We start from the raw sequence: 12,861 nt of genomic DNA, 5'->3' as shown, positions 1-12,861 counted from the left end.
AAAAAGAAGCCCTATGGACTTCTTAAATAACTAATCTAAAGGTTGCTCATGTAAAGTTTTACTATAAATAACCTTGTCCCCCCACTCCCCATCTTCAAAGGCAAACTTGGAACGGCGACATTCATAGACAAAACCTAACTTTTCAGCCAATTGCTGTGACGCTCTATTTCTAGGAGAGATCTGAGTTTCTAAGTGGTGAAATCCAAGCACCTTCCAGCAGGTCTCTACTAACGCTGATAAGGCCTCATAAGCAAAGCCTTTACGCCAGTACTGGTTATGAATGAAATAGCCCAGTTCACCCCACTGCATGTTGGTACGGGCTAAGGTGGCAATATTAAGCATACCAAGGTGCTGTCCATTCTTATCAAAAACAGCAAAGATATAGGTGTCATCCTTTTCCCAAAGCTCTTGATGCCGAGCCACTAACTGCTGAAACCACTTAAGGTCACAAACAGACATATCCAGCTGACCGTCGTCAAAAGCATGTTGTGCAACTTTCCGGCCATCAAAACCTTGATACCAGGTTTCGTAATCCTCAGTAACAAGTGGGCGAATAATTAAGCGATCTGTTTCAATTTTACATTTTTCCAAAAATAATCCTCTTTCTTAATAAACTTTCTAATTCCTGAGTCAGTTTTGCTTGCTTGAAATTGAAACATAGGCTAACCTCCTTGATTTTATTGCTTTAATTGTAACATAATGAGTATTAAAAAAGTCCTTGAAAGTTATCTTTCAAGGACTTTAGTTGTTTCAATTATTTTACTTCAGTAAAGGTTACGTGTTTACGTAATTTTGGTGAATATTTTTTCAATTGAAGTCGGTCTGGAGTGTTACGTTTGTTTTTTGAAGTAAGGTACAAGCGTTCACCAGATTCTTTGTGTTCAAGTGTAATATTTACGCGCATGGTATCTCCCTTCTATTATTTAGCTTCGTTAGCTTTAGCGATTTTACGTCCTTTGTAGTATCCTTTAAGTGATACGCGGTGAGAACGTGAGAAATCTCCAGTAGTTTCGTCGAATTGTACAGACGGAGCTGTTAATTTATAATGTGTACGACGTTTATTCTTTTTAGCTTTTGACGTGTGACGTGCAGGTACTGCCATTGTTTCTATCCTCCGATTAAAATGTTGGGCATTGGAAATAAACTTTAAAGCTTATAGCCCAGAATATTTTTGTGTCTATGGCTTTCGCCAACTTTAATATAGTAACATAACTTTTTTGTAAAGTAAAGTTACTTGACAAAAAAGTTTTTTTAGAGTTCCGCTCTACCCAAAAGGCTTAGAAAAATGCTAAAATAGGAGTGATTAGAATGCAGAAAGGAAGAGAGTGTTTTTATAGACACTCAGGCACCAATTATTATGAAACTTCAAAAACCTAAAGGAACTCAGGATATCTTACCTGAAGAAGCTGCTAAGTGGCAATATGTTGAAGCTGTTGCGCGTGAAACATTTGAAAAATATAATTACGGAGAAATCAGGACTCCAATGTTTGAACACTATGAAGTCATTAGCCGATCGGTCGGTGATACGACTGATATTGTGACCAAAGAAATGTATGATTTCTATGACAAGGGGGAGCGTCATATTACGCTTCGTCCGGAAGGGACAGCTCCTGTAGTGCGTTCTTTTGTTGAGAACAAGCTTTTTGCGCCAGAGGTTCAAAAGCCAGTTAAGTTGTATTATATCGGATCAATGTTCCGTTATGAACGTCCGCAAGCGGGGCGTCTGCGTGAGTTCCACCAGATTGGGGTAGAGTGTTTTGGTTCTGCCAACCCAGCCAGTGACGTGGAAACAATTGCTATGGCCAATCATCTTTTTGAAACATTAGGGATTAAAGACATTACTTTACATATCAATAGTTTAGGTAATCCTACTAGTCGTGCTGCTTACCGTCAAGCCTTGATTGATTACTTGACACCTATGCGTGAGCAATTATCTAAAGACAGTCAACGACGTTTGGATGAAAATCCATTGCGGGTTTTGGATTCTAAGGAAAAAGAAGATAAAATAGCTGTTGAGAATGCACCATCGATTTTGGATTATTTAGATGATGAGAGTCAGGCTCACTTTGAAACTGTTAAGGCTATGTTAGCTGACCTTGAAATCCCTTATGTTATTGATACCAATATGGTACGTGGCTTGGATTACTATAACCACACGATTTTTGAGTTCATGGCAACTGTAGATAACTCGGAATTAACTATTTGTGCAGGTGGCCGCTATGATGGTTTGGTTAGCTACTTTAATGGACCAGAAACGCCAGGTTTTGGTTTTGGTTTAGGGCTTGAACGGCTTTTGCTTATTTTGGAAAAGCAGGGCATCACACTCCCTGTAGTACCTGGAATGGATGTTTATGTTGCCGTATTGGGAGATCGTGCTAATAGCAAAGCTTTGGCATTAGTACAGTCCCTTCGTAGACAGGGTTTTAAAGTAGAGCGTGATTATTTAGGACGTAAAATTAAGGCACAATTTAAATCAGCAGATAGTTTTAAAGCGAAAGTGATTATGACTCTTGGCGAAAGTGAAGTTGAAGCTGGCAAAGTAACCCTTAAAAATAACCAAAGTCGTCAAGAAATTGAAGCTAGCTTTGAAGAAATAAGTAACGATTTCCCTAGGTTATTGTCTAAATTAGTTTGATAAGTATTGAGGGTTTTTAGCCCTCTTTTTGATTACGTTTTGTGTGCTAATCATTGACTGGTTTTAATTCTCTTTAAATGGGTGGGGTTTTTAGATGGATTTTGTTATAATAGTAAAGACTAAAAAATATATCGGAGATAACTAGATGAAACGTAGCATGTATGCTGGACATGTTCGGTCAGAACATATTGGACAAGAACTTACTTTAAAAGGTTGGGTTGGACGTCGTAGAGACTTGGGCGGCCTTATTTTTATTGATTTACGCGACCGTGAAGGTATTATGCAACTTGTTATTAATCCAGAGGAAACTAATGCTGATGTGGTAAAGAATGCAGAGGCTATTCGTAGTGAATATGTTATTGAAGTTCAGGGTGTGGTTCAGGAGCGTCAACAGGCAAATGATCAATTAGCAACAGGTTCTGTCGAGCTAAAAGTTACTGAGTTAACTATTTTAAACACCTCTAAAACAACACCTTTTGAAATTAAAGATGCTGTTGAGGTCGGTGATGAGACTAGACTTCGTTATCGCTATTTAGATTTGCGTCGTCCGGAGATGTTGGAAAACTTCAAGCTACGTGCTAAGGTAACACATTCAATTCGTAATTATTTAGATGATCTCGATTTCATTGATGTTGAAACGCCAATGCTAACCAAGTCCACACCAGAAGGGGCGCGTGACTACTTGGTACCAAGTAGGGTTAGTCAAGGGCATTTCTACGCTTTGCCACAAAGTCCGCAAATCACGAAGCAGCTATTAATGAATGCTGGTTTCGATCGTTATTACCAAATCGTTAAATGTTTCCGTGATGAGGATTTACGTGGTGATCGTCAACCAGAATTTACACAAGTTGACTTGGAAACCTCTTTCTTATCGGAACAGGAAATCCAAGATTTAGTTGAAGGTATGATTGCTAAGGTTATGAAAGACACCAAGGGTATTGACGTCAAACTTCCTTTCCCGAGAATGTCTTATGACGATGCCATGAACTTTTACGGATCTGACAAACCAGATACCCGCTTTGATATGCTCTTGCAAGATTTGACTCAACTTGTAAAAGACGTTGATTTTAAAGTTTTTTCAGAAGCACCAGCAGTTAAAGCTATTGTTGTAAAAGATAAAGCAGATCAATTCTCACGCAAAGATATTGATAAGCTAACTGAGTTTGCTAAGCAGTTTGGTGCAAAAGGTCTAGCCTGGGTGAAGAAGGTAGATGGCTTGCTAGCAGGTCCCGTTGCTAAGTTCTTAACAGAAATTGACAGCAGGTTGACAGAAGCTTTACATATAACTGACAATGACTTAATTTTATTTGTCGCTGATGAATTAACCATTGCCAATAATACACTCGGTGCTCTGCGTAACCGCTTAGCCAAAGAACTCGGTTTAATTGATAACAAAAAATTTAACTTCCTTTGGGTTGTTGACTGGCCGATGTTTGAATGGTCAGAAGAAGAAGACCGTTATATGTCGGCGCATCATCCATTTACACTACCAACAGAAGCATCTGCCAAAGAATTGGAAGGAGATTTAGCCAAGGTTCGAGCTGTAGCTTATGATATTGTTTTAAATGGATATGAACTTGGTGGTGGTAGCCTAAGGATTAATCATAGAGACATGCAAGAACGTATGTTTAAAGCTCTAGGGTTTACAAGAGACGCTGCTAATGAACAATTTGGCTTCCTACTAGAGGCTATGGATTATGGCTTCCCTCCACATGGCGGCTTGGCTATCGGTCTTGATCGTTTTGTAATGTTACTTGCTGGTAAAGATAATATTCGTGAGGTTATCGCTTTCCCTAAAAATAACAAAGCAAGTGATCCAATGACACAGGCACCGAGCTTAGTGTCAGACAAACAACTAGATGAATTAAGTCTTCAAGTAGAAAGTCATGATTAGAAAAACAACTTACAAGAAAAAAGTAAAATATGTTATTAGTCGCGGTGCTAAAAAAGTAGGACTACTACATGCCCTGCGAAGCATTTCTAGGGAGAAATACGCAGAAAAAATTTCTGCTTCTATCTTATATGGGATTCTTTCTAGTATTGCTGTTAATTTATTTTTTCAACCGGGTCATGTCTATTCCAGTGGAGCAACAGGTTTAGCACAAGTTATTTCGGCGGTGAGTCATCGTACTTTAGGAATGTCACTGCCAATTTCACTTGTTTTTTATGTGATAAACCTTCCTTTACTAGTTTTAGCTTGGTATAAAATTGGACATAAATTTACAATTTTCACTTTTATAACAGTTACCATGTCCTCCTTCTTTATTCAGATTATCCCACAGTTGACACTGACAGAAGATCCATTAATAAATGCCATTTTTGGAGGACTTTTTATGGGGATTGGTGTCGGTTTTGGGTTAAAATCACGAATCTCAAGTGGAGGAACTGATATTGTTAGCTTAACTATTCGTAAGAAAACTGGCAAAGATGTGGGGCAGATCGCTCTAGCTCTTAATGCTGTTATTATGGTTTTTGCTGGGATTTTATTTGGTTGGCAATATGCACTTTATTCCATGGTAGCTATATTCGTTAGTACACGGATAACGGATGCTATATATACTAAGCAAAAGAAAATGCAAGCGATGATAGTAACTGAACAACCAGATAAGGTTATAAAAGCTATTCATAAAAAATTACATCGTGGAGTAACATGTATAAATGATGCTGAAGGGACCTATAAACATGTTCATAAGACTGTCCTTATTACCATATTGACTCAGGAGGAGTATATCGGTTTTAAGGTATTAATGTTAAAGACAGATCCAGATGCATTTATCTCTGTGGCCGAAAATGTTCGGATAATAGGCCGTTTTGTTGAAGATGATTAGTGTTTAGACTCACAAAGGAGGTTGGGATGCCATTTGACAGTAAACTTGAATTTAAAAAACTATCATATATCATTGGTGGATCAGCAATATATGCTTTTGCCTTTGTTTATTTTTATATGGCAAACCGTATCGCAGCTAATGGGATGTCGGGGCTAACACTTGTCGGAAAGGCATTGTTTAATATTGATCCCATTATTTCAGGCTACCTCATCAACTTACCACTAGTTTTTATCGGAGCTAAGTATTTTGGTAGAAGATCTACAGTTTATACTGTGACGGGTGTTTTATCTCTCTATTTTTTCGTTTGGATGTTTCAAAAAATACCACTCTTGATTGACCTTAATCATGATAAGTTAGTTATTTCTTTGATGGCGGGGATTATTGGGGGACTTGGTGGAGGCCTAGTTTTTCGTAGTGGAGGAACGATTGGCGGATCTGATATCATTGGTAAAGTTATTGAGACTAAGTTTGGTTTACAACTCAATCAAGCACTACTTGGAATTGATATTTTTGTTATGATTCTATCTTTGACTTATATTTCTATCCCAGATATGATGTATGCTCTAATTGCTAGTTTTATGTACGGAAGGATTGCTCATATTGTTCAAAATGGTGGTTATTCCGTTAGAGGAACAATTATTGTTTCAGACTTTTCCACTGAAATATCACAATTTATCATGGAAGAATTAGGTAGAGGAGTCACTTACTTGAATGGTGAAGGTGCTTATTCTGCTCGAGAGAAAAAAGTTATCTATGCTGCTCTGAGTAGAACAGATGTACGTGAGCTTAAAGAAGTAATAAGTGAGATTGATCCGAGAGCATTTGTTTCCATTTTTGATATGGATGAGATAAACAGTCCGGACTTCTTTATACCTAAGAAGAAAAAAAGAAAAAAGAAGATAGGTAACTAGTTTGCTTCTCAAAGAAGCAACTAGTTTTTTATCGATAGAGGAGGGAATGATATGACACAATTTCATATTTGGTTTGGACGCTTGAAAGCTTTGTTTGTGATTACGTTAGGCGTTGCCATTTATTCTTTTGGCTTTGTTAATTTTAATATGGCAAATAGACTTGCAGAAGGTGGAGTATCTGGACTGACATTAATGTTACATGCTTTAATGGGAGTTAATCCGGCCTTTTCTTCTTTGCTATTTAACATTCCGTTATTTATAGTAGGAGCCATGATATTTGGACGACGTTCCTTGGCGTTAACTATCTATGGGACAGTAAGCATGTCTATTTTCATATGGTTTTGGCAGAAAGTACCGATTGCCTTGGGACTGGAGCATGATATGATGTTAGTAGCAGTTGTTGCCGGTTTATTTTCAGGTGTGGGGTGTGGTTTAGTTTTCCGATACGGTGCCACAACAGGTGGGACTGATATTATTGGTCGTATAGCTGAAGAGAAGATGGGTATTAAACTGGGTCAGACCTTGCTTGCTATTGATGCTGTTATTTTAATAGCTTCTTTAACTTATATTGATTTGAAACAGATGCTTTATACTTTGGTTGCTAGTTTTGTTTTCAGTCAGGTCTTAACTATCGTTCAAAACGGTGGTTATACTATACGGGGAATGATCATTATTACAAAACATTCTAAAGCAGCAGCACAAGCTATTTTAACGGAAATTAACCGAGGGGTTACTTATCTTAAAGGAGAAGGAGCCTATTCAGGTAATGAGTATAATGTTATGTATATTACTCTAAGCCCTAATGAAGTTAGAGATGTTAAGCGTATTCTAGCAGACTTGGATCCAGATGCCTTTATTTCAATTGTTGATGTTGATGAAGTCATTAGTTCTGATTTTAAAATTAGGCGTAAGAACTATGATAAGCCAGTTTAACCACTAAAAAAGTTCTGTACCTTAAGAGGGTACAGAACTTTTTTCTTACATTTTTTCTGGAGCTTGAACACCTAGAAGGCGAAGTGATTCTTTGAGGACGACTGCTGTAGAATAGCAAAGTGCTAGACGACTGTCGCGTTCATCAGACTCATCAAGAATACGCGTATGGGCATAATACTTGTTGAAAGCTTGCGCCAGTTGGATAGCAAATTTTGCGATAATTGATGGATCATATTTATCTGCTGCACGCTGAATGTTAGTAGCAAAGCTTTGAAGCAATTTGATAATCTCCCAAGATTCATCATCATTTAAGGAATAATCTTTGTTTATTTCTGGCGTGAAATTTGCCTTACGTAGAATAGATTGAATACGAGCGTATGTGTATTGAACATAGGGTCCAGTTTCACCTTCAAAAGAAACCATTGCTTCAAGGTCGAAATCGTAGCCATTATCACGATCAGTTTTAAGATCGTAAAACTTCACTGCACCAACACCAACGGCATGTGCGACAGCTTCCTTATTTTCAAGGTCTGGATTTTTAGATTCAATTTGAGTCAAAGCACGAGCAACTGCTTCATCAAGAGTTGGCTCAAGACGAATAATGTTTCCTTTACGAGTAGATAATTTTTTCTTGTTTTTTGTAACTAAACCAAAAGAAACATGAATCATGTTATCTGCCCAGTCAAAGCCCATCTCTTTTAGAACGGCTTTAAGTTGCTTAAAGTGGTGAGATTGTTCTTGTCCTACAACATAGATGTTTTTAACAAAATTGAAGGTGCGTTGGCGATACATTGCTGTCGCCATATCACGCGTAATATAGAGAGTTGCTCCATCTGATTTTTTGATAAGAGCAGGTGGTAAATCATATTTTTCAAGGTCTACAATTTGGGCACCTTTAGACTCTTTAAGAAGATGTTTATCTTCAAGGATTTGAATTCCTTCATCCATTTTGTCATTGTAGAAAGCTTCGCCATGGAAATAATCAAAAGTAACATCCAGTTTATCATAGATACGATTGAACTCAACAAGACTTTCATCGCGGAACCATTGCCATAAATCCCAAGCTTCTTTATCCCCGTCTTCAAGTTTTTTGAACCATTGACGAGCTTGTTCATCCAATTCAGGATTTTCTTCAGCTTCTGCATTGATTCTTACATAAAGTTTAAGAAGCTCATCGATTGGGTTAGCTTCAATAGCTGCTTGATCTCCCCAAAGTTTGTAGGCAACAATCAGCATTCCGAACTGTTTACCCCAGTCACCTAGATGGTTAATACGGATTGAGTTGTAACCAAGTTTAGAGTAAATGTGTCCAATAGCATCAGCAATGACAGTAGAACGTAAATGCCCAACTGAGAATGGTTTAGCAATGTTAGGACTAGACATGTCTAATGTGATATTTTGGCCATCACCAATATGCTGTTGACCATAATCAGATTTTTCTTCAATAACGGCGTGGAGCACATTTTTTGAAATCGTGGTTTTATCAAGGAAGAAGTTGATGTAAGGACCAACTGCCATCACTTTTTCAAATTGACTTGAGTCGATTTTTTCGGCAAGCTCTGCAGCAATCATTTGAGGGGCTTTGCGTAGCACTTTAGCAAGGCTAAAGGTAGGAAAAGCAATATCCCCCATGTCAGAATTTTTTGGTGTTTCAAGCAAATTATAGATAGTCTCTTGGTTCAATTCAGGAACCACTTTTGCAATCTCACTTGCAATCAATGATTTAGTATCCATCTTGTTTCTCCTAAAATAGTTTGTCAATCCATTTTAACACAATTTCTTAAAATAAACGAGAAATGATTTGATAAATTATACTGTCATTATATTTTACATAAAAATGTGATAAATCTAACACTTGCTTTTATTGTGAAAGTTTAAAATAAAAGGGTTAAGTGGATTTTAAAAGGTTTTTGAAACAAGAAAAATGTGATAGTCGATAAAAATATAGGGTAAGATAATGAATTATTAAGTTTTTTTTGTTATAATTTGAAAGGATAATTATACAATTAGGGTGGAATCATATGAATAAAATTGAGCGTCAAAATCAGATCAAGCGAATTATTCAATCAGAACATATTGGTACGCAAGAAGAAATTAAAAATTTTCTCAGCAAAGAAGGAATTAGTGTTACTCAGGCAACCCTATCTCGTGACTTGAGAGAAATAGGTCTCTTAAAATTACGTAATGAAAAAGGAAAACTCTATTACAGTTTATCAGAACCAGTTACTTCTCCCTTTAGTCCGGATGTTCGTTACTACGTTTTGAAAGTTGATCGTGCTGGTTTTATGTTAGTTCTCCACACCAATCTAGGTGAAGCAGATGTCTTAGCAAATCTGATTGACAATGGCGATATTGATGAAATCATAGGCACAGTTGCAGGAGCGGACACGCTATTAGTTATTTGTCGCAATGAAGATATTGCTGAGCGTTTTGAAAAAGATTTGGCTCTAAGTATATGACCCCATATGATACTTCCCTAAAGCAGTTATTAGATACCATTGAAAAACATCCTAGCGTACAAGCATACAAGCAGATTGATAATCAGATGAAGGAAAATCCTGAATTGACTGCCTTGGCCTTTGAAATGAAAAAGAATCAGCAAAAAGCTATTCTTTTTGATAAAATAGAGAAGAAGCAGGCAGCAAAACAGTCGCTGACCTTGGCTGAAAACTTAGAAGAAAATATTATAGATCAGCCCTTGGTAACAGAATACCGAGATAAAATGCAAGATGCTAGTGACTTATTACAATACATTACAAAAACAATCGAAGAGAAAATAAATAAGGAGGTTAGGAATGACCAATCCTAAGATTTCTCCTGGAATGCAACAGTATCTGGACATCAAAGCCAATTATCCAGATGCTTTTTTGCTTTTTAGGATGGGAGATTTTTACGAATTATTTTATGAAGATGCAGTAAAAGCAGCTCGGCTACTAGAAATTGGTTTAACTAGTCGCAATAAAAATGCTGAAAACCCTATTCCCATGGCAGGAGTGCCCCATCACTCCGCCCAACAGTATATTGATGTTCTTATTGAGATGGGGTATAAGGTTGCCATCGCTGAACAGATGGAAGACCCCAAAAAAGCAGTTGGAGTGGTCAAACGTGAAGTTGTCCAAGTTATTACACCAGGAACAGTAGTTGATTCTGCTAAACCAAGTACAGCTAATAACTTTTTAGTTGCTATTGACTATGATGGCCAGACTTATGGTTTATCCTATATGGATTTAGCAACAGGAGAATTTTTTGTGACAAGTTTGGCTGACTTTACAAGCCTTAACAGTGAAATATTAAATTTAAAAACTAAAGAGGTTATCCTTGGTTTTGAATTGAATGACGATCAAGAAAAACAGTTAAAACAAGACAGTAATTTGCTTTTGTCTTATAGTAATGAGAGCTATGAAGATTCGACCCTGCTAAATCCGCAACTAGCTCCAATTGAACTGAGAGTGGCGGGAAAATTATTAGCTTATGTTAACCAGACTCAAATGCGCGAACTATCGCACCTGCAAAAAGTTAGCCATTACGAGATTAAAGATTATCTGCAGATGACTTATACCACAAAAGCGAGCTTAGATTTGCTAGAAAATGCTCGTACGGGTAAGAAACATGGGAGTCTTTACTGGCTGTTGGATGAGACGAAGACTGCTATGGGGATGCGTCTGTTACGGACTTGGATAGATCGTCCACTCATTCATCAAGCGGCCATTGAAAAAAGACAAAGGATTATCCAAACCTTTCTTGATAATTTTATCGAGCGGGCAGATTTAAGTGATAGTTTAAAAGGGGTCTATGATATTGAACGTCTATCCAGTCGAGTTTCTTTTGGGAAGGTCAACCCCAAGGACCTCCTTCAATTAGGGCAGACATTAGCCCAAGTTCCTTATATTAAGGCTGTTTTAGAGTCTATGACCAGCGCAGACTTAGGAGATCTGGTTGATCAGATTGATGCTATTCCAGAATTGGAAAACCTTATCCGCTCAGCTATTGATCCAGATGCTCAAGCCACCATTAGTGAAGGTAACATTATAAGGACCGGCTTTGATGAGCGTTTGGATCACTATCGGAAGGTGATGAAAGAAGGGACCGGTTGGATTGCTGATATTGAAGGTAAGGAACGCCAAGCCAGTGGTATTAATAATCTAAAAATTGATTACAACAAAAAAGATGGCTACTACTTCCATGTGACGAATTCTAATCTACCACTAGTTCCTGATCATTTCTTTAGAAAAGCGACGCTGAAAAATTCAGAGCGATATGGTACAGCAGAATTGGCTAAAATTGAAGGGCAGATGCTAGAAGCGCGTGAAGAATCCGCCCAGTTGGAGTATGACATTTTCATGAGGGTCCGAGCGCAGGTGGAGACTTATATTGCACGATTACAATCATTAGCCAAGGCTATTGCAACCGTAGATGTCTTGCAAAGTTTAGCTCAAGTTGCAGAGCAGAATCACTATGTTTGTCCCCGCTTTAATCAAGATAAAGAAGTTAGTATCGTAGATGGGCGTCACGCGGTCGTTGAAAAGGTAATGGGCGTGCGAGAGTATATTCCAAATAGTATTCGCTTAACAGATCAAGTTTCTATTCAATTAATCACTGGGCCAAATATGAGTGGTAAGTCGACCTATATGCGTCAGCTAGCTTTGACCATTATTATGGCTCAAATGGGATCCTATGTATCTGCGGAGCAGGCTAATCTTCCACTATTTGATGCTATCTTTACTCGTATAGGAGCTGCGGATGACTTGATTTCAGGTCAGTCTACTTTTATGGTGGAAATGATGGAAGCTAATCAAGCTATTCAGCGTGCTAGTCAAGACTCACTTATTCTATTTGATGAGCTGGGACGAGGAACAGCAACCTACGATGGAATGGCTTTAGCGCAATCAATCATTGAGTATATCCATAATCATGTGGGGGCTAAAACACTCTTTGCGACTCATTACCATGAGTTGACAACCCTGTCAAGTCAGCTACAAGGTTTACAAAATGTTCACGTGTCTACTTTGGAAAAAGGAGGAGAAGTAACCTTCTTGCATAAAATTTCTGAAGGTCCTGCAGACAAGTCTTACGGAATTCACGTTGCTAAAATTGCAGGTCTTCCAGCGGGATTACTTTCAAGAGCAAGTCACATTTTAGAAGAATTAGAAGGTGATTCAAAAGGAGCAGCCTTCGCCACTGCTCCAACAAAAGTTGCTCAGGAGATCAGTGATAGTCAACAACTTGACCTCTTTTTAAATGATCCTAAAGATGCTATTATTAACAGACTTAGAGCCACTGATATCATGAATCTTACTCCTATGGAAGCAATGACTGTTCTTTATGAATTAAAGAAAGAATTATAAAAACCAATCCTCAGGATTGGTTTTTCAGCAACTTGACAACCTTGTAAAGTTAGGATTTTAATCGAAGGCTTGTATAATTTTTTGATAATGCATAAGCTAAGCTGAAAAGGTTAGACTAATAGTTATTGACGGTTATTTTTTCGACGATAAGAAAACCCTCCTGTATTGACGGGAGGGTAAAGATTATAAGGACTTAGCCCTGCTAGGTA

At 37.8% G+C, this 12,861-nt stretch carries 12 protein-coding genes; 8 read left to right on the top strand and 4 right to left on the bottom strand.

What is annotated here, in order from left to right:
* Positions 1 to 30: 30 nt before the first annotated feature.
* The 3 genes from DQM45_RS09870 to rpmF all read right to left on the bottom strand — a co-directional run bounded on the left by DQM45_RS09870 (position 31) and on the right by rpmF (position 1,102).
* A complete protein-coding gene (locus tag DQM45_RS09870; protein WP_003084576.1) occupies positions 31 to 591 on the bottom strand; it encodes a GNAT family N-acetyltransferase in 561 nt (186 codons plus the stop codon).
* Between the two features lie 163 nt (positions 592 to 754).
* Entirely contained in the window at positions 755 to 904 is a 150-nt protein-coding gene (gene rpmG, locus DQM45_RS09865) for a 50S ribosomal protein L33 (protein WP_002982147.1), read from the bottom strand.
* A gap of 15 nt (positions 905 to 919) precedes the next feature.
* A complete protein-coding gene (gene rpmF / locus DQM45_RS09860) occupies positions 920 to 1,102 on the bottom strand; it encodes a 50S ribosomal protein L32 (RefSeq protein WP_003085054.1) in 183 nt (60 codons plus the stop codon).
* 255 nt (positions 1,103 to 1,357) lie between these two features.
* Here rpmF and hisS point away from each other — a divergent pair, with 255 nt between their 5' ends.
* From hisS to DQM45_RS09835, 5 genes are all read left to right on the top strand, one after another.
* The gene (gene hisS, locus DQM45_RS09855) at positions 1,358 to 2,635 is read left to right on the top strand and encodes a histidine--tRNA ligase (RefSeq protein WP_003083359.1); all 1,278 of its coding nucleotides are present in this window, start codon (positions 1,358 to 1,360) and stop codon (positions 2,633 to 2,635) included.
* A gap of 145 nt (positions 2,636 to 2,780) precedes the next feature.
* Positions 2,781 to 4,529: an aspartate--tRNA ligase gene (gene aspS / locus DQM45_RS09850; RefSeq protein ID WP_003085473.1), complete on the top strand. Its 1,749-nt coding sequence runs from the start codon at positions 2,781 to 2,783 to the stop codon at positions 4,527 to 4,529.
* Complete coding sequence (locus DQM45_RS09845; protein WP_003083371.1) at positions 4,522 to 5,463, top strand: YitT family protein; 942 nt, start codon at positions 4,522 to 4,524, stop codon at positions 5,461 to 5,463. The genes aspS and DQM45_RS09845 overlap by 8 nt, the downstream gene beginning before the upstream one ends.
* A 26-nt stretch (positions 5,464 to 5,489) precedes the next feature.
* The gene (locus DQM45_RS09840) at positions 5,490 to 6,374 is read left to right on the top strand and encodes a YitT family protein (protein ID WP_003084599.1); all 885 of its coding nucleotides are present in this window, start codon (positions 5,490 to 5,492) and stop codon (positions 6,372 to 6,374) included.
* A gap of 51 nt (positions 6,375 to 6,425) precedes the next feature.
* A complete protein-coding gene (locus DQM45_RS09835; protein WP_003082604.1) occupies positions 6,426 to 7,307 on the top strand; it encodes a YitT family protein in 882 nt (293 codons plus the stop codon).
* A 45-nt stretch (positions 7,308 to 7,352) separates the two neighbouring features.
* Here the strand turns inward: DQM45_RS09835 and argS are convergent, their stop codons facing one another.
* Positions 7,353 to 9,041 (bottom strand): arginine--tRNA ligase, encoded by a 1,689-nt coding sequence (gene argS, locus DQM45_RS09830; RefSeq protein ID WP_003085125.1) that lies wholly within the window; start codon positions 9,039 to 9,041, stop codon positions 7,353 to 7,355.
* 287 nt (positions 9,042 to 9,328) lie between these two features.
* Between argS and argR the strand changes: the two genes are divergently transcribed.
* The 3 genes from argR to mutS are packed head-to-tail and all read left to right on the top strand — an operon-like array spanning position 9,329 to position 12,652.
* On the top strand, positions 9,329 to 9,766 hold the full coding sequence (gene argR / locus DQM45_RS09825; protein WP_003083066.1) for an arginine repressor: 438 nt from the start codon (positions 9,329 to 9,331) through the stop codon (positions 9,764 to 9,766).
* A complete protein-coding gene (locus tag DQM45_RS09820; RefSeq protein ID WP_003083629.1) occupies positions 9,763 to 10,116 on the top strand; it encodes a YlbF family regulator in 354 nt (117 codons plus the stop codon). The genes argR and DQM45_RS09820 overlap by 4 nt, the downstream gene beginning before the upstream one ends.
* Complete coding sequence (gene mutS, locus DQM45_RS09815) at positions 10,103 to 12,652, top strand: DNA mismatch repair protein MutS (RefSeq protein WP_003085127.1); 2,550 nt, start codon at positions 10,103 to 10,105, stop codon at positions 12,650 to 12,652. Before DQM45_RS09820 ends, mutS begins: the two co-directional genes overlap by 14 nt.
* Positions 12,653 to 12,861: the final 209 nt, after the last annotated feature.

Source organism: Streptococcus porcinus (assembly GCF_900475415.1).
GTDB lineage: Bacteria > Bacillota > Bacilli > Lactobacillales > Streptococcaceae > Streptococcus > Streptococcus porcinus.
Note: the sequence above shows the minus strand (reverse complement) of the source record. Positions and strands in the feature narration are given on the sequence as shown.

What these genes read in the sequence shown, in the direction of transcription:
- mutS (WP_003085127.1), top strand. Translation starts at nt 10,103, where the DNA reads ATGACCAATCCTAAGATTTCTCCTGGAATGCAACAGTATCTGGACATC.
- aspS (WP_003085473.1), top strand. Translation starts at nt 2,781, where the DNA reads ATGAAACGTAGCATGTATGCTGGACATGTTCGGTCAGAACATATTGGA.
- DQM45_RS09835 (WP_003082604.1), top strand. Translation starts at nt 6,426, where the DNA reads ATGACACAATTTCATATTTGGTTTGGACGCTTGAAAGCTTTGTTTGTG.
- argR (WP_003083066.1), top strand. Translation starts at nt 9,329, where the DNA reads ATGAATAAAATTGAGCGTCAAAATCAGATCAAGCGAATTATTCAATCA.
- hisS (WP_003083359.1), top strand. Translation starts at nt 1,358, where the DNA reads ATGAAACTTCAAAAACCTAAAGGAACTCAGGATATCTTACCTGAAGAA.
- rpmF (WP_003085054.1), bottom strand. Translation starts at nt 1,102, where the DNA reads ATGGCAGTACCTGCACGTCACACGTCAAAAGCTAAAAAGAATAAACGT.
- DQM45_RS09845 (WP_003083371.1), top strand. Translation starts at nt 4,522, where the DNA reads ATGATTAGAAAAACAACTTACAAGAAAAAAGTAAAATATGTTATTAGT.
- DQM45_RS09840 (WP_003084599.1), top strand. Translation starts at nt 5,490, where the DNA reads ATGCCATTTGACAGTAAACTTGAATTTAAAAAACTATCATATATCATT.
- rpmG (WP_002982147.1), bottom strand. Translation starts at nt 904, where the DNA reads ATGCGCGTAAATATTACACTTGAACACAAAGAATCTGGTGAACGCTTG.
- argS (WP_003085125.1), bottom strand. Translation starts at nt 9,041, where the DNA reads ATGGATACTAAATCATTGATTGCAAGTGAGATTGCAAAAGTGGTTCCT.
- DQM45_RS09820 (WP_003083629.1), top strand. Translation starts at nt 9,763, where the DNA reads ATGACCCCATATGATACTTCCCTAAAGCAGTTATTAGATACCATTGAA.